This is a genomic window from Comamonas sp. w2-DMI (assembly GCF_040187735.1).
Classification (GTDB): Bacteria; Pseudomonadota; Gammaproteobacteria; order Burkholderiales; family Burkholderiaceae_C; genus Comamonas; species Comamonas terrae.
In genome coordinates, this window is sequence record NZ_JBANEL010000009.1 from 172,074 (window position 1) to 193,468 (window position 21,395).

Genomic DNA, 21,395 nt, shown 5'->3' on the forward strand with positions numbered 1-21,395 from the left:
AGCGCAAGCCGCTTCTGTTTCAGGAGTGCGAAGCGGCACTGCCTGCATCGCCGGCCTTGACCACGGCATAGCGGGCCAGCGTTTTCTCGCGTGCTGCGGCATGGTCGACCACGGGGTGCGGATAGTGGCGGCCCAGGGTGATGCCGGCCTCGGCCAGCTCCAGGGGCGCGGCCAGCCACGGCGCATGGCGCAGCCTGGCCGGCAGCCGCGCCAGCTCGGGCACGTAGCGCGCGATGAAGCGGCCCTCGGGGTCGAACTTCTGGCTCTGCGTGACGGGGTTGAAGATGCGGAACCACGGCTGGGCGTCGCAGCCCGTGGATGCCGCCCACTGCCAGCCGCCGTTGTTGGCCGCGAGGTCGAAGTCGTTGAGCTTTTCGGCAAACCACGCCTCGCCGCGCCGCCAGTCGATTCCCAGGTCCTTGACCAGAAAGCTGGCCGCCACCATGCGCAGCCGGTTGTGCATGTAGCCGCTGTCGGCCAGCTGGCGCATGGCCGCGTCCACCAGCGGGTAGCCGGTGCGGCCCGCGCACCAGGCGGCAAACAGCGCATCGGCCTCGGGGCCGCTGTCCCAGACGATGGCGTCGTAGGCCGGCTTGAAGCTGCGCTCCACCACATGCGGATGGTGGGCCAGGATCTGGAAGTAGAAGTCGCGCCAGATCAGCTCCGACAGCCAGGTCGCCGCGCCTTCGCGCGCGGCCGCATCCCAGTCCTCGCGCTGCATGGATGCATGGGCGGTACGGGCCAGCTCGCGGATCGACACCGTGCCGAAGCGCAGGTGCACGCTCAGATAGCTCGGGCCCTTGAGCGCCGGATAGTCGCGCGCCGCCTGGTAGCGCGGCAGGCGCGGCAGAAAATCGTCCAGCAGCTCCCGTGCGCCGCTGGCGCCCGTGGGCAGCTTCAGGCCGTCCAGCGTACCGGCCTCGAAGCCCAGTTCGGCCGCCGTCGGCACCGGCCTGCGCTCGCCTTCGGGCCGGTCCGCCAGGCGCGCCGCGAGATCGCGCTCGCTGGGGTAGCTCGATAGATAGAACGGCGTGATCTTGCGCAGCCAGGCGTTCTTGTAGGGCGTGAAGACCGAAAACGGCGACAGGCTCTGGGTCAGCACCTCGTCGCGGCCGAAGATGCGGTGGTCCTTGCTGCGCTGCAGCGACCTGCCCATGGCACGCAGGCGGTGCGCCACCTGGGCATCGCGCGCCAGGGCGGCGGGTTCGTCGTCGTCGTTGCAGAACACGGCATCGGCGCCGAGCTGCCGTGCCAGTTCGGGAATGATGTCCTGCGGCAGCCCGCGGCGCGTGATCAGCCCGGCTTCCTGCCGCCCGCAGGCGGCGCGCAGGTCCCCGTCCAGTTCGGCCAGGCTTTGGCAGATGAACTCCACGCGCCGGTCCGCATGCGGCAGGGGCGCGAGGATGCTGTCGTCGAAAATGAAAACGCAGAACAGTTTTTTACATTGCTGCAATGCAGCATAAAGTGCGGCGTTGTCGGCCAGGCGCAGGTCGCGCCGGAACCAGATCAAGCCCACAGGGTGCGAAGGAGTCATGGATCGCCGGTAAAATCGCCGCATGTCTGCAGCAACTGCGCCTATCAACTTGACGCACCATTTCCTGATCGCCATGCCGGGTCTGGAAGATGAGTCGTTTTCGCGCAGTGTGGTCTATCTGTGCGAACACAGCGAGCGCGGCGCGCTCGGCCTGATTATCAACAAGCCTTCCAAGCTCAGCCTCGAAGACCTGCTCCACAAGGTGGATCTGGGCCTCAAGCGCGAGGATTTGCGCGGCGACCTGGTGTTCCGGGGCGGTCCGGTGCAGACCGACCGCGGCTTCGTGCTGCACGAGCCCATGGTGATCGAGGGCGCGGCCGAGGAAGAATCGGCCTATGCCTCGACCATGACCATTCCCGGCGGCCTGGAGATGACCACTTCCAAGGACGTGCTCGAAGCCCTGTCCGACGGCGCCGGCCCCCGGCGCCTGCTGGTGACGCTGGGCTATTCGTCCTGGGACGAGGGCCAGCTCGAATCCGAGATCGCCGAGAATGCCTGGCTCACGGTCGAGGCCGATGCCACGGTCATCTTCGACACTCCCGTGGACGAACGGTACGACCGGGCGCTGGGCCTGCTGGGCCTGCAGCGCTGGATGCTCTCGCCCGAAGCCGGACGCGCATGAGCGACATCCCTTCTTCCCACAAGGCCGCCGATGCGGCCTTTTCAACGGCCGGCGGTCCGGCGGCCGGCGCCCCGGCGGCCGCGGCGCCCCAGGTGCCCCAGGTGCCCCAGGTGCCCGCGCATTTCCAGCAGTTCCTGGCCTTCGACTTCGGCACCCGGCGCACGGGCTGCGCCTCGGGCAACCGGGTGCTGGGCGGCGCGAGTCCCCTGCCCACCATCAAGGCCGAAGGCGCGCAGGCGCGCCTGGATGCGGTGGAAGGGCTGGTGCGCGAATGGCAGCCCCAGGCGCTGGTGATCGGCGTGCCCTACCACCCGGACGGTGCACCCCACGAGAACACGGCGCGTGCCCGGAAGTTCGGCCGCCAGCTCCAGAGCCGCTTCAGGCTGCCGGTCTACGAGGTGGACGAGCGCTACAGCACCACAGAAGCCCTGGCCGGCGGCGCGCGCGATGCCGATGCAGCCTCGGCCTGCATCATTCTTGAACAATTCTTGAGGAGTCTTCCATGAGTGAAACCATCGCAGGGCAGGGCAGCCTGATCCTGGACGCCGAAGCCCTGTACGGCGAACTGCTGCGCGGCGTGCAGCGCCTCATGGGCCCCGCGACACGCCTGGCCGGCATCACCTCGGGCGGCGCCTGGCTCGTGGAGCGCCTGCACAAGGACCTGAACCTGCCGGGCAAGCCCAGCGTGCTGTCCTCGGCGCTGCACCGCGACGACTTCGCCCAGCGCGGCATGAGCACCAGCGCGCAGACGCAGCTGGACTTCGACGTCAACGGCGCCGACATCCTCGTGCTCGACGATGTGCTCTACACCGGCCGCACGGTGCGCGCCGTGCTCAACGAACTCTATGACTACGGCCGCCCGGCCTGCGTGCGCCTGGCCGTGCTGGTGGACCGCGGCGGGCGCGAGCTGCCGTTCCAGGCCGACTTTGCCGCAGCGCGCGTGGCGCTGCCGGCCGACCGCCTGCTGTCGCTGGCTCGCGACGAAGGCGGCGCTTTCCAATTCCGCATCCAAGAGGCCTGATCGTGCTTTACAAGCGCAACCCCCAACTGAACAAGAACGGCGAGCTGATCCACCTGCTTTCGACCGAAGGGCTGTCCAAGGACATCCTGACCCATATCCTGGACACGGCCGGCAACTTCGTCAGCGTCAACGACCGCGAAGTCAAGAAGGTGCCGCTGCTGCGCGGCAAGAGCGTGTTCAACCTGTTCTTCGAAAACAGCACGCGCACGCGCACCACGTTCGAGATCGCGGCCAAGCGCCTGTCGGCCGACGTGTTCAACCTCGACATCGCGCGTTCCTCCACCGCCAAGGGCGAGACGCTGCTGGACACCATCGACAACCTGTCGGCCATGGCGGCCGACATCTTCGTCGTGCGGCACAGCGAGTCGGGCGCGCCCTACCTGATCGCCCAGCACGTGGCACCCCATGTGCACGTGGTCAATGCCGGCGACGGCCGCCATGCCCACCCCACGCAGGGCCTGCTGGACATGTACACCATCCGCCACTACAAGAAGGATTTCTCCAATCTGACCGTGGCCATCGTGGGCGACGTGCTGCACTCGCGCGTGGCCCGCTCGGACATCCATGCGCTAACCACGCTGGGCGCCGCCGAGGTGCGCGTGGTCGGCCCGCGCACGCTGGTGCCTTCGGACATGGCGCAGATGGGCGTGCGCGTGTTCCACAACCTCGAGGAAGGCATCAGGGGCTGCGACGTCATCATCATGCTGCGCCTGCAGAACGAGCGCATGAGCGGCGCGCTGCTGCCCTCGAGCCAGGAATACTTCAAGAGCTTTGGCCTGACCGAAAAGCGCCTGGAGTTGGCCAAGCCCGATGCCATCGTCATGCACCCCGGCCCGATCAACCGCGGCGTGGAGATCGACTCCGCCGTGGTGGACGGCCCGCAGGCCGTGATCCTGTCGCAGGTGACTTTCGGCATTGCCGTGCGCATGGCTGTGATGTCCATCGTTGCAGGGAATGAGGCTTGACCTCCTGAGCCGCTGCGCGGCATCCCCCGGGTGGGGCGGTGCCGGTTTCGGGAGCTGCGTGCCCAGCGCAGTTCAGGAGTAAATATAATTTTGATAGCTGCCAGCGCTTTTGAAATAAGGGCTGGCGGCCAGTTTGGTGGCAAACCATGAAAATTCTCATCCGTAACGGCCGCGTGATGGACCCGGCCCGGGGCTTTGATCAACCGGCCGATATCGCCATCGATGGCGGCCGGATTGCCGCCATCGGCGCGGCGCCCGAGGGCTTTGCGGCCGAGCGCGAAATCGATGCCAGCGGCTGCTGGGTGCTGCCCGGCCTGGTGGACCTGGCCGTGCGCCTGCGCGAGCCCGGCCATGAGCACGAAGGCATGCTGCAGTCCGAAATGGCCGCGGCCGTGGCCGGCGGCGTGACCAGCCTGGTCTGCCCGCCCGACACCGACCCCGTGCTCGACGAGCAGGGCCTGGTGGAAATGCTCAAATTCCGCGCCGAGAAGCAGCACAAGTCGCGCCTGTTCCCCATGGGCGCGCTGACCGTGGGGCTCAAGGGCGAGGTGCTGACCGAGATGGCCGAGCTGACCGAGTCCGGCTGCGTGGCCTTCGGCCAGGCCGATGTGCCGCTGTCCAGCGTCACCACGCTGAGCCGCGCGCTCAGCTATGCCAACACCTTCGGCTACGCCGTCTGGCTGCGCCCGCAGGACAAGGACCTGGGCAAGGGCGTGGCCGCCAGCGGCGCGCTGGCCACGCGCATGGGCCTGTCCGGCGTGCCCGTGGCGGCCGAGACGATTGCGCTGCACACCATTTTCGAGCTGATCCGCGGCTCGCAGACGCGCGTGCACCTGTGCCGCATCTCCAGCAGCCAGGGCGTGGAGCTGGTGCGCCGCGCCAAGGCCGAGGGCCTGAACGTGACGGCCGACGTCTCGATCAACTCGCTGCTGCTGACGGAGAACGACATCGGCTACTTCGACAGCAGCGCGCGCCTGGTGCCGCCGCTGCGCCAGCAGCGCGACCGCGATGCGCTGTCGGCCGCACTGGCCGACGGCACCATCGACGCGCTGGTCTCCGACCACACGCCCGTGGACGAGGATGCCAAGGTGCTGCCGTTTGCCGAATCCGAGCCCGGCGCCACCGGCGTGGAACTGCTGCTGTCCGTCGCCGTGAAGTGGAGCCGCGACCACGGCGTGCCGCTGGCGCGCGCGCTGGCCGTGGTCACCTCGGCGCCCGTGGCCGTGCTGGGCCAGGCCTTGGGCGAACAGCTGGGCCAGCTGGGCCGCCTGCAGGAGGGCGGCGTGGCCGACCTGTGCATCGTCGACCCCGACGCCGCCTGGACCGTGGAGGGCAAGGCCCTGGCCAGCCAGGGCAAGAGCACGCCGTTTGCCGGCTACGAACTGCCGGCCCGCGTGCGCTGCACGCTGGTGGACGGCCGTATTGCTTTTGAAAATACCCTCTGAGTCGCTTCGATAGCCTCGCTGCAGGGCGGAGCGGCGGGCTCGGGCCACACAGGCCGGGGCCGCGCCGCGGATATGTGCCGTGGGCCTGGTGGCGCATGGCGGAGCAAGGGAGCCTTTCTCGCATGATGGCAACTGGCCTGCGCAAATTCAAAACCGGCCTGCGCGCCATCTGGCGCGCGCTGCGCCTGCTGGCCCATGTGGCCCGAGGCGCCTGGATCGTGGCCCTGCGCTTTCCGCGGCTGCACTACTGGCAGCAGCACGAGCATGTGCAGGCCTGGGCTGCAACCATGATGGTGCGCGCCGGCGTGCGGCTGGAGATCCGGGGCCGGCCGCCGGCCAAGGGGCCGGTGCTGCTCGTGAGCAACCATATCTCCTGGCTCGACATTCCCATGATGCATGCGGCGCGCCATTGCCGCTTCATCTCCAAGTCCGACGTCAAGGGCTGGCCCATCATCGGCACGCTGGCCACGGCGGCCGGCACGCTGTACATCCAGCGCAGCTCGCGCCGCGATGCGCTGCGCATGGTCGGCAGCATGCGCGAGGCCTTCGGGCGCGGCGAGATCCTGGCCGTGTTCCCCGAAGGCACGACGGGCGACGGACGCCAGTTGCTGTCCTTTCATTCGAATCTGCTGGAGGCCGCCGTGCAGTGCGATGCGCCGGTGCAGCCCGTGGGCCTGCGCTTTGTGGACGGCGCCACCGGCGAGACCAGCTACGCGGCCACCTATGTGGGCGACGAAACCCTGCTGGGCTCCATCTGGCGCGTGCTCAGCGCCGACGACCTGGTGGCCGTGGTGCACTACGGCGAGCCGCAGCGCGCGCAGGGGCGCGACCGCCGCATCTGGGCCAAGGACCTGCATGCCGAAGTGGACCGGCTGCGCCAGGGCTGACCTGCCCGCCTTCAAATCCGTGTAGGCTGCGCGCATGCACGCCAGAGTCCTGCGCTATCTCGACGAAGTGGTCCGCCGCGGCTCCATCCGCAAGGCGGCCGAGCATCTGCATGTGGCGCCCACGGCCGTGAACCGGCAGATCCTCGACCTGGAGGCCGAGCTGGGGGCACCGCTGTTCGACCGCATCCACAACCGCCTGCGCCTGACGCCGCTGGGCGAGATGGTGCTGGCCCATGTGCGCAGCACGCTGCGCGAGCATGCGGCGCTGCGCGAGCGCATTGCCGAGTTCAAGGGCCTGCGGCGCGGCGAGATCACGGTGGCGGCCACCACGGGCCTGGCGGGCTCGCTGCTGCCTTCGCTGGTGCATGCGTTCAGGCGCAGCCATCCGGGCATGGCCGTGCGCGTCATCGATTTGCCGACGGCGGACATCGTGGCCGCCGTCGAGGGCGGCGATGCCGACCTGGGCCTGGGTTACGACCTGCCGCAGCGGCCCGGCCTGCGCACGCTGGCTGACAGCGTGTGGCAGATCGGCGCCGTGCTGCCGCCGCGCCATGCGCTGGCGCGCCATTCGTCGCTGCTGCTGGGCGAATGCGTGGGCCATGCGCTCATCCTGCCGGCGGCGCCGCTGACCATACGCACGCTGCTGGACGAAGCCTTTGCGCGCAACGCCATCGAGGTCACGCCGGTGGCCGAGTCGACCTCGCTGGCGCTGATCCAGCGGCTGGTCATGCTGGGCGAGGGCATTGCGCTGCTCAATGCGCTGGACGTGGTGGACGAGCTGGGCCGCGGCGCCCTGGTCTTCGTGCCCCTGCGCGATGCCCACCTGCAGCGCCAGACCCTGGTGCTGGCCGCGCGCAGGGGCGCCGAACTGAGTGCAGCCGCCGAGCTGATGGCGGAGAGCATACAGGCGGCGCTGGCGCGGCTGTTTGCGATGAAGCGCTGACGCGGCACCTGGCGCCAGGCAGGCCGCATGCTGCCGGGCAGCGCCGGTCCATCGGGTTCGGCATGTCCACATTTTGTGGACATGCCAGGCTGAATTTGGCGCTATCGCGCGCTACACCTCCTCTCTAGACTGGCGCTTCTTGTTTAGAGAGGAATAGACCCATGACCCTGATTGCCCTGAATGCCGACGTACTGGTCACCATGGATGCGCAGCGCCGCGAAATCAAAGGCGGAGCGCTGGTGGCAGACGGCCCGGCCGTGCAATGGGTGGGCGCCACGGCCGACCTGCCCGCGCAATACCGCCGCATGGCCGACGAGGGCCGGGCGCGTGTGCTGGACATGCGCGGCAAGGTCGTGACCCCCGGCCTGATCAACACTCACCACCATATGTACCAGAGCCTGACACGCGCCGTGCCCGCGGCTCAGGACGCAGAGCTGTTCTCTTGGCTGCAGAACCTCTACATGCTGTGGTCGCACCTGACGCCCGAGATGATCCACATCTCCACGCAGACCGCCATGGCCGAGCTGATGCTGTCCGGCTGCACCACGACCAGCGACCACCTGTACCTGTTTCCCAACGGCTCGCGCCTGGACGACTCCATCGCCGCCGCGCAGCAGATGGGCATGCGCTTCCACGCGGCGCGCGGCTCCATGAGCCTGGGCCGCAGCAAGGGAGGGCTGCCGCCCGACGTGGTGGTCGAGGAGGAGGAGGCCATCCTGCGCGACAGCCTGCGCCTGATCCAGCAGTACCACGACGGCTCGCGCCACTCCATGCTGCGCGTGGTGCTGGCGCCGTGCTCGCCGTTCTCGGTCACGCGCGAGCTGATGCGCGAATCGGCCGTGCTGGCCCGCGCGCACGGCGTGTCGCTGCACACCCACCTGGCCGAAAACGACAACGACGTGGCCTTCTCGCGCGAGAAGTTCGGCCTCACGCCCGCGCAGTATGCCGAGGACCTGGGCTGGGTGGGCCGCGACGTATGGCACGCGCACTGCGTCAAGCTCGATCCCGAGGGCATCGCCCTGTTTGCACGCACCGGTACCGGCGTGGCGCACTGCCCGTGCTCGAACATGCGCCTGGCCTCGGGCATCGCGCCCATCCGCACCATGCGCGACGCGGGCGTGCCCGTGGGCCTGGGCGTGGACGGCAGCGCGTCCAATGACGGCGCCCACATGCTGGGCGAGGCGCGCCAGGCCATGCTGCTGCAGCGCGTGGGCTACGGCCCTTCGGCCATGAGCGCCCGCGAGGCGCTGGAGATCGCCACGCTGGGGGGCGCGCGGGTATTGAACCGCGACGACATCGGCGCGCTGGCGCCCGGCATGTCGGCCGACTTCGTGGCCTTCGACATGGAAGGCGTGGCCCATGCGGGCGCCGGCCACGACCCCGTGGCGGCGCTGGTGTTCTGCACGCCGGCCCAGGTGTCCAGCAGCGTCATCAATGGCCGGGTGGTGGTCGAGGATGGCCGCCTGCTGACCGCCGACCTGCCCGTGGTGCTGGGCCGGCACCGCGACCTGGCTCGCACCCTGTTCGAGCGGGCCGCAGGCCACTGAGCACCGTTTCCTGCCGTCCTGCCGCCGGGCCAGATGCAGCGCGGCGGCACCCGGTGCATTCCCCATCCAGCCACAGGAGGCGCGCCACGAAACAGCCAGGCATGCAGCAACCGCCCCTTTCGGGCCCTTGACGACATAGCGACCAGTGCCTCCGCAGAGGCCATTGCACAGGGAACAGGAGACAAGACCATGGAAAAACTGCTTTACGGGGTGGAAGACCGTCCGCCCGGCCTCATCACCACCACGCTGCTTTCGCTGCAGCACCTGCTGGCCGCGCTGGGCGGCATCATCGCCGTGCCGCTGGTGTTCGGCGGCGCGCTCAAGCTGCCGGCCGACCAGATCGTGGCCCTGGTCAACGCGGCGCTGCTGGGTTCGGGCATCGTCACCATCATCCAGTGCCGCGGCGTCGGGCCCGTGGGCATACGCCTGCCCTGCGTGATGGGCACGAGCTTCGCCTTTGTCGGCGCGGGCGTCAGCGTGGGGCTGGAGCATGGCGTGCCCGGCATCCTGGGTTCCTCGCTCGTGGGTTCGCTGGTGATGATTGCCGGCAGCTTCTTCATGCCGGTGATCCGGCGCTTTTTCCCGCACACCGTGACCAGCGTGGTCGTGACCATGATCGGCCTGTCGCTCACGCCCGTGGCGGTGGACTGGGCCGCGGGCGGTGTGGGCAGCGGCAGCTACGGCGCCGTGGGTCATCTGGCGATTGCCGGCTTCGTGCTGGCGCTGGTGATCGGCTTCGTGCAATGGGGCAAGGGCGTGGTCTCCGCATCGGCCGTGGTCCTGGGCATTGCCTGCGGCTACCTGCTGTGCCTGGCGCTGGGCCTGATCGACTTCACCCAGGTGCGCGAGGCGCCGGTTTTCGCGATTCCGCAGCCCTTGCGCTTCGGCATGGCGTTCCCGGTGTCGGGCATCGTGGCCATGTCCATCGCTTTCCTGGTCACCATCGTCGAGACCACGGGCACCTTCATGGCCCTGGGCGCGGCCACGCAGACGCCGATCCACGGCAAGCGCCTGGCCAGCGGCATGCTGTGCGACGGCGTGGGCTCGGCCTTTGCCGCGCTGATGTCCAGCCCGCCCGTCTCCACCTTTGCTCAGAACGTGGGCGTGGTCTCGCTCACCGGCGTGGCCAGCCGCCATGTGGTGATGCTGACCGGCGTGATGCTGCTGGCCGCAGGCCTGTTCCCGGTGCTGGGCGCGCTGGTGGTGACGATCCCGCAGCCCGTGCTCGGCGGCGCGGGCCTGATGATGTTCGCCACGATCATCTCGGCCGGCATCCGCATGCTCGGCAGCAGCGAGCAGTCGCGCCGCAGCAGCCTGATCATCGCGGTCTCGCTGGGCTGCGGCCTGGCCGTGACGGTGCGCCCCGACCTGCTCGCCAGGATGCCGGCCTTTGTGCGCGAAGTCTTCGGCTCGGGCATCACCGTGGGGGCGCTGGTGGCCGTGGGCCTGAACCTGCTGCTGCCGGGCCGCGAAGGACAGGCGCATGAGGAAGACGAGCCGGCCGGGCAGGGCGTTGCCGCTGCTCCCGTCGCCGCTTCGGCGTCCGCTGCGTAAGCCATGCAAGGCTGCGCGCAGTGCAGCGAATACACTGCGCGCATGACTACCGCCCCCACTCTTCGCGACGACATCACCATCTTCCACAACAACCGCTGCAGCAATTCGCGCGGTGCGCTGGCCCTGCTGCGCGAGCACGGCATCGAGCCCCGCATCGTGGACTACATCGCCACGCCTCTGACGGCGCCCGAACTGGCGGAACTCGTCGAGCACCTGGGCGTGCCCGTGCGCGAGCTGCTGCGCACCAAGGAAGCCGAGTACAAGGCACTGGGCCTGGACCAGAGCGGCGTGAGCGATGCCCAGCTCATCGCCGCCGTGGCCGCCCACCCCGTGCTGCTCAACCGCCCCATCGTGGTCACGCCCAGGGGCGCGGCCCTGTGCCGTCCGCCCGAGAAGGTGCTGGATCTCCTCTGAGACAGCCTTCCGCCGCCCTGGAGCGGTGGCCGCGGTTGCTATGAATCCATGAGCTTGCAGCGCTTTCCCTGAATCGATATCGGGCGGCATTCATCCGATATCCGGGATATGGCATGCGCTGAGAGCTCCTGTTTCAGGAGCGAACGCGAACCGCCGGCACTGCTTGCGCCGTCTAAGCCTGGCCTAAGTCTCGGCGTTCAAACTGCCTTTCAGCAAAGCCCGCAACGGGCGCTTTTATGAAAGGTTTGCCATGAACACGCTTGTATCCACTCCCCGCCGTCTGGTCATGGCCCTGGTGGCCGCCGGTGCCATCGGGGCGCTGGGCGCCACGGGCGCCGGCCTCGTCGGTGCCGTGCACGGCGACGCGCATGCCCAGGCCGTGGTGGCCACGCCCCTGGTGCAGCCGTCCGGCGGCCAGCCGGTGGTGGCCGCCCCCGATTTTGCAGACATCACGGCGCGCAACGGCGCGGCCGTGGTCAACATCAGCGTGGTCGGTACCTCGCGCTCCATGGGCGATGACGAGGGCGATACGGCCTCCTCGCGCCAGCAGCGTGCGCCGCAGGGCATGGACCCGGACGATCCGTTCTTCGAGTTCTTCCGCCAGTTCGGCCTTCCGGGCATGCCCGGCATCGGCGGGCGCCAGCAGCAGCCCGACGTGCCCATGCGCGGCGAGGGCTCGGGCTTCATCGTCTCCAGCGACGGCGTGATCCTGACCAACGCCCACGTGGTGCATGGCGCCAAGGAGGTGACGGTCAAGCTCACCGACCGCCGCGAATTCAATGCCAAGGTGCTGGGCGCCGACCCCAAGACCGACGTGGCCGTGCTCAAGATCGATGCCAAGGGGCTGCCCACGGTCCGGCTCGGCCAGACCTCGAACCTGCGCGTGGGCGACTGGGTGCTGGCCATCGGCTCGCCGTTCGGCTTCGAAAACAGCGTGACGGCCGGCGTGGTCAGCGCCAAGGGGCGCTCGCTGCCCGATGACTCCTTCGTGCCCTTCCTGCAGACCGACGTGGCCATCAACCCCGGCAACTCCGGCGGCCCGCTGTTCAATGCGCAGGGCGAAGTGGTCGGCATCAACAGCCAGATCTACACGCGCTCGGGCGGCTACCAGGGCGTGTCGTTCGCCATCCCCATCGAGGTGGCCACGCGCGTGCAGCAGCAGATCCAGGCCACGGGCAAGGCCCAGCATGCGCGCCTGGGCGTAAGCGTGCAGGAGGTGAACCAGGCCTTTGCCGACTCCTTCAGGCTCGACCGGCCCGAGGGCGCCCTGGTCTCCAGCGTGGAGCCCGGCGGCCCGGCCGCCAAGGCGGGCCTGGAGGCCGGCGACGTGGTGCGCAGGATCGACGGCCATGCCATCGTGGGCTCGGGCGATTTGCCCGCCTATGTGGGCCAGGCGCTGCCGGGACAGAAGGTGACGCTGGAAGTCTGGCGCAAGGGGGCGTCCAAGACGCTGAGCGCCACGCTGGGCGATGCCAGCGACAAGGCCGCCAAGGTGGCCAGGAGCACGCCCGATGCCGGCAAGGGCAAGCTGGGCCTGGCGCTGCGCCCGCTGCAGCCCGGCGAGAAGAAGCAGATCGGCGTCGACGGCGGCCTGCTCGTGGCCCAGGCCAATGGACCTGCGGCCATGGCCGGCATCATGCCGGGGGACGTGCTGCTGTCGATCAACGGCACGCCGGCCCGCGATATCGACGATGTGCGCGCCGCCATGGCCAAGGCCGACAAGACCGTGGCTGTGCTGATCTGGCGCGACGGCAACAAGATCTTCGTGCCGGTGCGCCTGGGCTGAAGCCCGGGCATGGAAGGCGCATGGAGCTTGCCTTATGCTTGGCTCCATGCGCCTTTTGCTTGTTGAGGATGACGCCATGATCGGCGAAGCCGTGCAGAGCCTGCTGCGCGGCGAAGGCTATGCGGTGGACTGGGTCCGGGACGGCCGCCAGGCCGACACGGCCCTGCACGCCCACCAGTACGACCTGGTGCTGCTGGACCTGGGCCTGCCGGGCCTGGACGGCCTGCAGGTGCTGCGCCAGCTGCGCGCGCGCAAGGATGCCACGCCGGTGCTGGTGGCCACGGCGCGCGATGCCGTGCGCGACCGCATCGCGGGACTGGATGCCGGGGCCGACGACTACGTGGTCAAGCCCTATGACATGGACGAGCTGCTGGCCCGTCTGCGGGCCCTGGCGCGCCGGGCCGCGGGCCGGGCCGAGGTGCAGTACGAGCACGAGGGCGTGCGGCTCAACCCCGCCACGCGCGAAGCCTCGGTCAACGGCAGCCCCGTGGTGCTGTCGGGACGCGAATGGGCCGTGCTGCAGGCGCTGCTGGCCCGCCCGGGCAGCACGCTGTCGCGCCAGCAGCTGGAGGACAAGCTCTACGGCTGGGGCGACGAAGTCAGCAGCAATGCCATCGAGGTCTACATCCACGGCCTGCGCAAGAAGCTGGGGCAGGGCGCCATCCTCAATGTGCGCGGCGTGGGCTATATGCTGCCGCGGGCCTGAGAACCGTTCGAGTTGCCATGACAGCCGCCGCCCCACTGGGATTTTCTTCCGCCGCCAGGCATTGGCTGCGCCGCTGCCTGCCCGGCTCGCTGGGCGCGCGGCTGCTGCTGTTCATCGGCGCGGCGATCGTGCTGACGGCGCTGTTGCAGGGCGTACTGGCCTACCGCAATGCGCTGGCGCAGACCGACACCCTGTTCGATTACCAGATGCAGCAGACGGCGTTCGCGCTGCGCGCCGGCCTGCCCGTGGATGCACGGGGGCGGCCGCAGGGCACGCCGCCCGAGGACGAGAACAACGAGTTCATCGTCCAGGTCTGGACCAACGAAGGCCTGCGCATCTTCGAGTCGGCATTCGGCACCGCGCTGCCGCAGATGGCCGTGCTGGGCTTTGCCGACGTGCCCGCGCGCGGCACCATGTACCGGGTGTTCTCGCTGCAGACCCGTTCCCAGGTGATCCAGGTCGCGCAGGACATGCATGTGCGCACGGCGCTGGCGCGCGAGGCCGCGCTGCGCAGCCTCTGGCCCATCGCGCTGCTGGCGCCGCTGCTGGCCCTGGCCGTGTGGTGGGGGGTGCGCCGGTCGCTGGCGCCCGTGCAGCGCGTGCGCCGCGAGCTGGCCATGCGCCAGCCGCAGGACCTGGCGCCCGTGCCGGTGGCGGGCCTGCCCGAGGAAATGCAGCCGCTGGTGCGCGAATTCAATGCGCTGCTGCAGCGCGTGGACCAGGCATTCGAGGCGCAGCAGCACTTCGTGGCCGACGCGGCGCACGAGCTTCGCTCGCCGCTGGCTGCGCTGCAGCTGCAGCTGCAGGCCTTGCAGCGGGCGCCCGGACCTGCCGAGCGCGAGCTGGCGCAGCAGCGCCTGGCCGCCGGCATCGAACGCGCCAAGCACCTGGTGGAACAACTGCTGGCACTGGCGCGCCAGGAGGCCCGGGGGACACCCACGCCGGCGCAGGCTGCGGCCGGGCAAGGCGCGGGCGCCGGCCTCGTCGATCTGCGCGCGCTGGCCGAGCAGGTGCTGGCCGAGACCGCCGTCATGGCCCAGGCCCGGCAGCTCGACGTGGGCCTGAGCGAGGCCCCGCAGCTGCAGCACAGCTTTGCCGTGGCCGCCGATCCCCAGGCCATGGCCACGCTGCTGCGCAACCTGCTGGACAACGCCATCAAGTATGTTCCGGCCGGCGGGCGCGTGGATGTGGGCTGGAGCCAGGATGCGCAGGGCCGGGCGCTGGTGGTGGAGGATTCCGGCCCCGGCATCGCCGAGCACGAGCGCGAGCGCGTGGTGCAGCGCTTCGTGCGCGGCCACAACGCGGGCGGCATGGCCGGCGGCAGCGGCCTGGGGCTGGCCATCGTGCAGAGCATTGCACGGTCGGCCGGCGCGCAATTGCTGCTCGATGCCTCGCCCTCGCTGGGCGGCCTGCGTGTGCGCATTCTGTGGCCGGCGCAGGCGCCAGCCGCCCAGGCCTGAAAAAACGGGCCGGTACTGGCTTAGACTTGCACCATCCGGCCCGCGCACGGCTGCGCGGCCCCTGCCAGGTAGCGAGGTACATTGATGGAATCCATTGTTCAGCGTCTGTCCCAGACAGTGGCTGTAGCCAAGTCGCTGCAGGCACTGACCCGACCGCTGCTTGAAATGCTGGTGGAAGTGACCCGGCTCGAATCGGCCTATCTGACCACGGTCGACGAGGAGCATGGCGTGCAGACCGTGCTCTATGTGCTCAATGCCGGGACGCTGCAGATGACCGAAGGCCTGCAGGTGCCCTGGAAGGACACGCTGTGCAAGCGCGCCCTGGCCGAAGGCCGCATGTACACGGGCAATGTGGCCGAATGCTGGGGCGATTCGGCGGCTGCGCGCAAGCTGGGCATCCAGACCTATATGAGCATGCCGGTGTGCTTCACGTCAGGTCAGCTGTACGGCACGCTGTGCGCGGCCAGCTGCGAGTCGGAGCCTTTGGCGCCGGAGGCCGAGAGCGTGTTGCGCCTGTTTGCCCGCATCGTGGCCGGCTTTGCCGAGCGCGAGCAGCTGGTGCAGGAGCTGCAGCGGGTGAACCGCGAGCTGGCTTCGCTGGCCATGCTGGATGCGCTGACCGGACTGCCCAACCGCCGCAGCCTGACCGAGGAGCTGCAGCGCGTCATCGCCCATTGCCGCCGCAGCCGCGAATGGGTGCTGGTGGGCTTTGTGGACCTCGACCATTTCAAGGAAATCAACGACCGCTACGGCCATGAGGCCGGCGATGCGCTGCTGTGCACGCTGGCCACGCAACTGGCCGCAGCGGTGCGCAGCAGCGACATGCTGGCTCGCTTCGGCGGCGACGAGTTCGTGATGGTGGGCATGGGGCCCGGCCTCGACGACGACGGCGATCAGATCGCACGCGACCTGCAGCGGCGCCTGTTCGAGGCATCCTCCGCCTGCATCGAGCTGCCCGGCGGCGGCCAGCTGGCCTACCAGGGTGCCAGCGTGGGGGTTGTCTGCCTGCCGCCCGACGGCACGGACCTGGACGATGCGCTGCAAAAGGCCGACGCCGCCATGTACCGCACCAAGGCTGCGCGCCGCAAGCAGTCGGCCGGGGCCGCGCATTGAAGCGGCGCTGCCCGCGCCGGCAGCGCCCAGCCATGAAAAAGGCCGCGAGGGATGCACCTTCGCGGCCTTTGATTTGGTCCCTCGACAGAAATCACACTCTGTCCGCTAACCCGCATGGATATTAGGTCTCGCACAAACGAGCCTAAGATGTACCCCCAAATGTACCCCCAGCCATGCGAGGATGCCCATGAAACTAACCGACGCCAAGCTGCGCAACCTGAGCGAGACCGGTAAATACTTCGACGGCGGCGGACTGTTTCTCGACTACGCCAAGACTGGCGGCAAGTACTGGCGGCTCAAGTACCGCAGCAACGGCAAAGAGAAGTTGCTCGCCCTGGGCGTCTATCCGGCTGTGGGCCTCAAGGATGCACGGGAACAGGCCGTGCAGGCCCGCATGCTCATTCAGTCCGGCATTGATCCGGCAGAGCAGCGCAAGGTGGGCAAGGCCAAGGCCGAGAAAGAGGCCGTCAACACCCTGCGTGCCGTGACCGCCGAATGGCTGGAGCACCAGGCCGCCCGATGGGAGCCTGTCACGCTGCAGCGCATACAGGCCTCTCTGGAAAACGACATCCTGCACATCCTCGGCGCAAGGCCGCTGGCCAGCATCACGCCGCTGGAAGTCATGGCCGCCGTCAAGGTGATCGAGGCCCGTGGCGCGGGCGAGCAGGCGGGCCGGGTGCTGCAACGGGTCAAGGCCATTTTCCGCTGGGCCCTCATTCACGGAAGGCTGCAAAGCAATCCCATGGTCGATCTGGTGCCGTCCGAGATCCTGCGGCCCCGTGAAGTCAAACACCGTGCCGCCATCGACGACCGCGAGCTGCCCGAGTTCCTGGCCCGGCTCGATGCCTATGACGGCGAGCTGCACACCGTCAGTGCCCTGCGCCTGCTCATCCTCACCGCCACGCGCCCTGGCGAGGCGCGCGGTGCCCGCTGGGACGAGATCGACCTGGACGCTGCCGTGTGGACTATCCCTGCCGAGCGCATGAAGATGCGGCAGGAACACCGCGTGCCACTGTCGCGGCAGGCCGTGGCCGTGCTGCAGCAGATGCGGCCCATCTCCGAGCGGCTGGAGCTGGTCTTTCCCAGCCCCTTCTACAGCACCAAGCCGCTGAGCGAGAACACCTTCAACTCGGCCATGGCCCGCATGGGCTACAAGTACCTGGCCACGGCCCACGGCTTTCGGGCCCTGTTCTCGACCGTGGCCAACGAGGCAGGCTGGCGGCCGGACGTGATCGAGCGGCAACTGGCCCACAAAGAGCGCAACCAGGTGCGGGCCGCCTACCACCGCAGCACCTATATGGCTGAGCGCACCCAGCTCATGCAATGGTGGGCCGACTATCTGGATGCCCGCAGAGCAGGGCAGACGCTGGCCATGCCCCAGCAGGCTAGGAGCTAGCCCACTCCAGACGCCAGAGACAGATCCAGCCGCCCGCCGAGGCGGCTTTTTATACCTGCTAACCCAAAAGTGTCACTTTGTTACAACGCAATTTGCTCCGGGACTATTTCTGCAAAAGCCGTGGGAACGTGGGAACAGACGCTGCAGAAATGCCGGGAACGCTTATGTAGCAAGCGTTAGATGCTATCAAAAGCTGTGGGAACACAGTGGGAACAAGAAGGGAACAGTGTGGGAACACAATATAGAAAAAACATTACACTCACATAAATTCATCTTCAATAATTAAATATTCAATATTAGAAATTTATGTCTTCATATGCATTTTGGAATAATAAAGGTGGGGTTGGCAAAAGTTTTTTGACTTTTGTCACAGCTTGTGAATATGCATCGAAAAATCCGGAGACCAATGTCTTTGTTATAGATCTATGCCCCCAAGCAAATGTTTCTGAGACTCTTCTCGGAGGTCAAGAGTCTGGAGGACTTGCTTTAAGAAAAATATTAAGTGGTAATGAAAGGCTAAGCGCTGGTGGTTATATTGAGAGTCGTTTAAATTCTCCGTTTGTTCAAACTAGCGATCCACAAAAGTATGCAATTCAGGTGTCCGAATGGAACGATAGGATCCCTGATAATCTATTCTTAGTCTGTGGTGATAATCTTGTGGAAATTTTATCTGAGGCGGTAAGACAGACGTCACAGCTTGCAGTGCCACTGAATTCATGGAAGAAGGTGATGTATTGGATAAAAGATCTCAAGGACAGCCTTCGCGAATCAAAGGAGAACGAGTCAATATTTTTTATTGACTGCAATCCAAGCTTCGCTATTTATACTCAATTAGCTGTTACCGCAGCAGATTATTTAGTAATTCCATTTACAGCAGACGAAAGCTCTCGGCGTGGAATGGAAAATATTATTGCACTGCTTTATGGACAAGGTGATAACTACATCGCAAGCTTTGCTCGATTGAGTTTTTATAAGCAAGCTAAAGAGCATGGTATTGATCTGCCAAAGCTACATACTTTTATCTCGAATCGAGTGTTAACGTTTGATGGAGCGCAAAGCAAAGCATTTAAAGCGGCAAATGCAAGTATCAAAGAAACTGTCAAAACACTCTCTAAAAAGCACAAGACTATCTTTGCATCACCTCAAGTTGACTCAAATGACAGGTTCGTGGAGATCCCAGACTACCATAGTGCATCTATTGTTTCTGCTCTGACGGGAACGCCTATGCATAGATTAAAAGCTGGTCCCAAAAATATTAATGGAGAAAGAATCCAAATTAATCCCGGTCCTTTGAAAGGATATAAGGCCGCTCTTACTAATTTGGTTGATAGATTCTGATGCCTTCCCCTGCATATGCTCGTTATGTGGTACAAAAAGAAAAATCGAACCACTTAATAAACCATGCTGCAGCGCTCAAAAAAAAAAAGAAGTTTCCAGTGCGAAACAGGTTTTTCTACATGCTGCTCTTGCCTATCAAACAGCGACATGGGATGTTTATGTAAAGTCTATCGTTAGTGAATATTACATGGTTATTAGCAATCCCGGCAATCAGGCTTTTCTGGCCATGCACAGTATTGCAAAATCAAGAATGGAAAAGGCTCAAGAAAAATTAAATACTCCTAATAGCGAAAATAGTAGAAATTTCTTAATGGAGTATACAGGCTACGACCCCTGGGGTGATTGGCTTGGAGCAGGACGTGTTTATGGGTATACATCTATACTTCAAATAAAAAATCATTTAAACGAAATTTTTAGACTTCGGCATAGTTTCGCTCATGGTTTTACCATGCCAACATTTCATTGGAATCAAAGCCCTAATGGTACTGCGCAGTTGAATGTTGAAATTCTGAGAAAAACAGGTATTTTTTTTCAAAAATTAATACAGGGTACCGATGCTGGTATTTCACAGCATATAGCTGTTCAGCATGGAATTGGAAAACCATGGTGAATTTCTAACTTTATTTTGCTTATTGATTAAGTAGCAACTAATTTAAGTAATTTTAAAAAACTGAATAATGCCAAATGGCCAAACTCTACGACTGATACTTTTAGCTGAAGGCATAGTTTCGTTGGAGGATCGTTCACAACTGCGGCTGCTGTGTGCTACAGTCCTCCCATCGTGCCCGTAAAGCGCGATCGGGATTGGCGTCCCGCTACACTCGCTGCGACGAAAGCCGCAGTCTCTTCCGCAGAGCACCTGTGGCTTTTTAGTTCGCGCCTCCAGTTTATGGTGGCTCGGGTGGGGAGCCGCAAGGCTCGCCGGTTCGCGCAAGCGGGTGTCCGGTACGCCAACCTGCTCGAGTCACCGCCCCCAATTGGCGTTGGGTGCGGTGGTTTTTGCAAACCACACCCGCTTGGAGGCCGTCATGGCTACCATTTTCCCCGCACACGCCGCTGTGCAACCCAACGCATTCAGCAATGCGCCATCGCTGGATGCCAGGTCTTTTCAAGGCTTGTCAGTAGAGCATTGCTTTTGCCCTGACTGGATCCACAAAAACCGCTGGGGCTACCCCATCGCTACCAACGGCAAAGGCGGCAAGTCATCAGGGCACCGTCTGGCCTATCGGCTGTTTGTCGGTCCGATCCCCAACGGCACCATGGTGCTGCACCGCTGCGGCAATCAAGGCTGCATAAACCCCCATCACCTCTATCTGGGTAACGCCCTGCAAAACGCGCTTGACCGTGATCTGCACGGCAACACCAAGGCGGCAGTGCAGCTGCCGCAAACCAAGCTGAGCGACGAAGATGTGCGCGCCATTCGTGCCAGCAGCGAGAGCTGCACGGCCCTGGCCAAGCGCTACGGCATGAGCCGCTCGTACATGTGGTGCGTGCGTACCGGCGCAGCCCGCAACAAGCAAAAAGCAAAGGGCTGAGCCATGACAGCCCTCAACGCATCTGCTGCCCGCAACGCAGTGGCAGCGCAGCCGCGCCCGTCTTTTGCGCCGCTGTACACAACCCCCATCGACGCCACCTCGGATCCGCAGGCCCGGCTCTCGCACCGCGAAGCGCGCCAGCTTGTATGCGAGATCCGCACATGGGCACGCCAGTTCAACGCACCCGATGCAAAAGCACTGGCCGCAGCCATGGATGACATGGAGCGCCTGCTGCTTTGGCTGTGGACGGAGATGGATGAAAGCCTGCTGCGTTTGACGCTGGCCGACTCCGCATCGACCCCCGAAAAAGCCGCCGAACTGCGGGCCGTGGCCATGCAGTTCTTGGGCCGCTGGCTGGGTCGCCAGGGCACCGCTCAGGGTTGACCCAACCTTTCTGGAGCAAACCGCAGGGCCGTACTGGCCCTGTGCTCCGGTGGGTCATCTGATATCAGATGCTATTAATTTAATAGTTCATATCGTTGATGCGAAAGGCTTCAAGGGGGCGGACATGATTTGGTGACATATGTCACCTGGAAATGTCCGCGTCTCTTCAAGACCATTGCTCGCAGCTGTCCTAGCCGGACTTCTTTGGACTTCGATGGAGAGAGAGCCATGAAGAAAGAGAGCTGTTTAACGGCAGATTGCTATCAATTCGAGAGTCAATGCCGTTGCTGCATAAGCGTGCAAGAGGGCGGAACTAATTTAGAGAACTACTTCCTCTGGAAACTTCCGCCCGCTGCTCAGACCATCGTCAGCACCTGTCCTCACTGGACTTCTTTGGACTTCGATGGAGAACGAGCCGTGCAGAGCAAAGACTTTTCGCCAGCAGATTGCTATCAATCCGAGAGTCGAGGTCATTGCTGCGTATGTCTTATGAAGGTGCGAACGAATTTTGTGAACTGTTCACCTGGAAAGTTCCGCCTGCTGCTCGGACCATCGCCTGCATTCGTCTTTACCGGACTTCTTTGGACTTTGTTGGAGAGCTTCTTATGGCTTATCTGCGTCGAAAGCATGCAGAAATTGCTATCAATTTCATTGCTGATAGTGAATGCAGATAAGCGTTCTGGGAGTGCGACATGTTTTAGAGACATATGTCGCAGTGACTTGTCGCAGCACTCCGCAGACCATT

Annotated in this window: 20 protein-coding genes; 19 read left to right on the forward strand and 1 reads right to left on the reverse strand. The window is 65.1% G+C overall.

Annotated features, from left to right (window positions below; genetic code table 11):
* Positions 1-19 precede the first annotated feature (19 nt).
* Positions 20-1,534 (reverse strand): cryptochrome/photolyase family protein, encoded by a 1,515-nt coding sequence (locus V8Z74_RS11980; protein ID WP_349709425.1) that lies wholly within the window; start codon positions 1,532-1,534, stop codon positions 20-22.
* Between the two features lie 22 nt (positions 1,535-1,556).
* On the opposite strand from V8Z74_RS11980, the gene V8Z74_RS11985 reads away from it, so the two are divergent.
* The 19 genes from V8Z74_RS11985 to V8Z74_RS12075 all read left to right on the forward strand — a co-directional run bounded on the left by V8Z74_RS11985 (position 1,557) and on the right by V8Z74_RS12075 (position 20,650).
* Positions 1,557-2,156 carry a YqgE/AlgH family protein gene (locus tag V8Z74_RS11985; RefSeq protein ID WP_066477544.1) on the forward strand — a complete coding sequence of 200 codons (600 nt, stop codon included), beginning with the start codon at positions 1,557-1,559 and terminating at the stop codon, positions 2,154-2,156.
* Positions 2,153-2,662: a Holliday junction resolvase RuvX gene (ruvX, locus tag V8Z74_RS11990; protein WP_349709426.1), complete on the forward strand. Its 510-nt coding sequence runs from the start codon at positions 2,153-2,155 to the stop codon at positions 2,660-2,662. The genes V8Z74_RS11985 and ruvX overlap by 4 nt, the downstream gene beginning before the upstream one ends.
* Positions 2,659-3,177 (forward strand): bifunctional pyr operon transcriptional regulator/uracil phosphoribosyltransferase PyrR, encoded by a 519-nt coding sequence (gene pyrR, locus V8Z74_RS11995; RefSeq protein ID WP_066477556.1) that lies wholly within the window; start codon positions 2,659-2,661, stop codon positions 3,175-3,177. The genes ruvX and pyrR overlap by 4 nt, the downstream gene beginning before the upstream one ends.
* Complete coding sequence (locus tag V8Z74_RS12000; RefSeq protein ID WP_370671031.1) at positions 3,156-4,142, forward strand: aspartate carbamoyltransferase catalytic subunit; 987 nt, start codon at positions 3,156-3,158, stop codon at positions 4,140-4,142. The genes pyrR and V8Z74_RS12000 overlap by 22 nt, the downstream gene beginning before the upstream one ends.
* Before the next feature lie 146 nt (positions 4,143-4,288).
* Entirely contained in the window at positions 4,289-5,587 is a 1,299-nt protein-coding gene (locus tag V8Z74_RS12005; RefSeq protein ID WP_066477565.1) for a dihydroorotase, read from the forward strand.
* A gap of 125 nt (positions 5,588-5,712) precedes the next feature.
* Entirely contained in the window at positions 5,713-6,474 is a 762-nt protein-coding gene (locus V8Z74_RS12010; RefSeq protein ID WP_066478081.1) for a lysophospholipid acyltransferase family protein, read from the forward strand.
* 34 nt (positions 6,475-6,508) lie between these two features.
* Positions 6,509-7,417: a LysR family transcriptional regulator gene (locus tag V8Z74_RS12015; RefSeq protein WP_349709427.1), complete on the forward strand. Its 909-nt coding sequence runs from the start codon at positions 6,509-6,511 to the stop codon at positions 7,415-7,417.
* A gap of 161 nt (positions 7,418-7,578) precedes the next feature.
* Positions 7,579-8,964, forward strand: a complete 1,386-nt coding sequence (locus V8Z74_RS12020) for an 8-oxoguanine deaminase (protein ID WP_349709428.1) — start codon at positions 7,579-7,581, stop codon at positions 8,962-8,964.
* A 189-nt stretch (positions 8,965-9,153) separates the two neighbouring features.
* Entirely contained in the window at positions 9,154-10,518 is a 1,365-nt protein-coding gene (locus V8Z74_RS12025; protein WP_349709429.1) for a nucleobase:cation symporter-2 family protein, read from the forward strand.
* 42 nt (positions 10,519-10,560) lie between these two features.
* Positions 10,561-10,932, forward strand: coding sequence for an arsenate reductase (glutaredoxin) (arsC, locus tag V8Z74_RS12030; RefSeq protein ID WP_066478084.1), 372 nt, complete (start codon positions 10,561-10,563; stop codon positions 10,930-10,932).
* Between the two features lie 250 nt (positions 10,933-11,182).
* The gene (locus V8Z74_RS12035) at positions 11,183-12,718 is read left to right on the forward strand and encodes a Do family serine endopeptidase (protein WP_349709430.1); all 1,536 of its coding nucleotides are present in this window, start codon (positions 11,183-11,185) and stop codon (positions 12,716-12,718) included.
* 46 nt (positions 12,719-12,764) lie between these two features.
* Positions 12,765-13,424, forward strand: coding sequence for a response regulator (locus tag V8Z74_RS12040; RefSeq protein WP_349709454.1), 660 nt, complete (start codon positions 12,765-12,767; stop codon positions 13,422-13,424).
* 17 nt (positions 13,425-13,441) lie between these two features.
* A complete protein-coding gene (locus tag V8Z74_RS12045; RefSeq protein ID WP_349709431.1) occupies positions 13,442-14,884 on the forward strand; it encodes an ATP-binding protein in 1,443 nt (480 codons plus the stop codon).
* Positions 14,885-14,968: 84 nt separating this feature from the next.
* Positions 14,969-15,997: a sensor domain-containing diguanylate cyclase gene (locus V8Z74_RS12050; protein ID WP_349709432.1), complete on the forward strand. Its 1,029-nt coding sequence runs from the start codon at positions 14,969-14,971 to the stop codon at positions 15,995-15,997.
* 187 nt (positions 15,998-16,184) lie between these two features.
* Positions 16,185-17,393 carry a tyrosine-type recombinase/integrase gene (locus V8Z74_RS12055; protein WP_349709433.1) on the forward strand — a complete coding sequence of 403 codons (1,209 nt, stop codon included), beginning with the start codon at positions 16,185-16,187 and terminating at the stop codon, positions 17,391-17,393.
* Positions 17,394-17,699: 306 nt separating this feature from the next.
* Positions 17,700-18,731, forward strand: coding sequence for a ParA family protein (locus tag V8Z74_RS12060; RefSeq protein ID WP_349709434.1), 1,032 nt, complete (start codon positions 17,700-17,702; stop codon positions 18,729-18,731).
* Entirely contained in the window at positions 18,718-19,341 is a 624-nt protein-coding gene (locus tag V8Z74_RS12065; RefSeq protein WP_349709435.1) for a hypothetical protein, read from the forward strand. The genes V8Z74_RS12060 and V8Z74_RS12065 overlap by 14 nt, the downstream gene beginning before the upstream one ends.
* A gap of 418 nt (positions 19,342-19,759) precedes the next feature.
* Entirely contained in the window at positions 19,760-20,266 is a 507-nt protein-coding gene (locus V8Z74_RS12070; protein WP_349709436.1) for an HNH endonuclease, read from the forward strand.
* A gap of 3 nt (positions 20,267-20,269) precedes the next feature.
* The gene (locus tag V8Z74_RS12075; protein ID WP_349709437.1) at positions 20,270-20,650 is read left to right on the forward strand and encodes a hypothetical protein; all 381 of its coding nucleotides are present in this window, start codon (positions 20,270-20,272) and stop codon (positions 20,648-20,650) included.
* Positions 20,651-21,395: the final 745 nt, after the last annotated feature.

Bases quoted from the DNA above. Each gene is read 5' to 3' on its own strand.
- V8Z74_RS12050 (WP_349709432.1), top strand. From the start codon at position 14,969: ATGGAATCCATTGTTCAGCGTCTGTCCCAGACAGTGGCTGTAGCCAAG.
- V8Z74_RS12025 (WP_349709429.1), top strand. From the start codon at position 9,154: ATGGAAAAACTGCTTTACGGGGTGGAAGACCGTCCGCCCGGCCTCATC.
- ruvX (WP_349709426.1), top strand. From the start codon at position 2,153: ATGAGCGACATCCCTTCTTCCCACAAGGCCGCCGATGCGGCCTTTTCA.
- V8Z74_RS12020 (WP_349709428.1), top strand. From the start codon at position 7,579: ATGACCCTGATTGCCCTGAATGCCGACGTACTGGTCACCATGGATGCG.
- V8Z74_RS12035 (WP_349709430.1), top strand. From the start codon at position 11,183: ATGAACACGCTTGTATCCACTCCCCGCCGTCTGGTCATGGCCCTGGTG.
- arsC (WP_066478084.1), top strand. From the start codon at position 10,561: ATGACTACCGCCCCCACTCTTCGCGACGACATCACCATCTTCCACAAC.
- V8Z74_RS12045 (WP_349709431.1), top strand. From the start codon at position 13,442: ATGACAGCCGCCGCCCCACTGGGATTTTCTTCCGCCGCCAGGCATTGG.
- V8Z74_RS11985 (WP_066477544.1), top strand. From the start codon at position 1,557: ATGTCTGCAGCAACTGCGCCTATCAACTTGACGCACCATTTCCTGATC.
- V8Z74_RS12040 (WP_349709454.1), top strand. From the start codon at position 12,765: ATGCGCCTTTTGCTTGTTGAGGATGACGCCATGATCGGCGAAGCCGTG.
- V8Z74_RS12005 (WP_066477565.1), top strand. From the start codon at position 4,289: ATGAAAATTCTCATCCGTAACGGCCGCGTGATGGACCCGGCCCGGGGC.
- V8Z74_RS12010 (WP_066478081.1), top strand. From the start codon at position 5,713: ATGGCAACTGGCCTGCGCAAATTCAAAACCGGCCTGCGCGCCATCTGG.
- V8Z74_RS12055 (WP_349709433.1), top strand. From the start codon at position 16,185: ATGAAACTAACCGACGCCAAGCTGCGCAACCTGAGCGAGACCGGTAAA.
- V8Z74_RS11980 (WP_349709425.1), bottom strand. From the start codon at position 1,534: ATGACTCCTTCGCACCCTGTGGGCTTGATCTGGTTCCGGCGCGACCTG.
- V8Z74_RS12075 (WP_349709437.1), top strand. From the start codon at position 20,270: ATGACAGCCCTCAACGCATCTGCTGCCCGCAACGCAGTGGCAGCGCAG.
- V8Z74_RS12060 (WP_349709434.1), top strand. From the start codon at position 17,700: ATGTCTTCATATGCATTTTGGAATAATAAAGGTGGGGTTGGCAAAAGT.
- pyrR (WP_066477556.1), top strand. From the start codon at position 2,659: ATGAGTGAAACCATCGCAGGGCAGGGCAGCCTGATCCTGGACGCCGAA.
- V8Z74_RS12015 (WP_349709427.1), top strand. From the start codon at position 6,509: ATGCACGCCAGAGTCCTGCGCTATCTCGACGAAGTGGTCCGCCGCGGC.
- V8Z74_RS12070 (WP_349709436.1), top strand. From the start codon at position 19,760: ATGGCTACCATTTTCCCCGCACACGCCGCTGTGCAACCCAACGCATTC.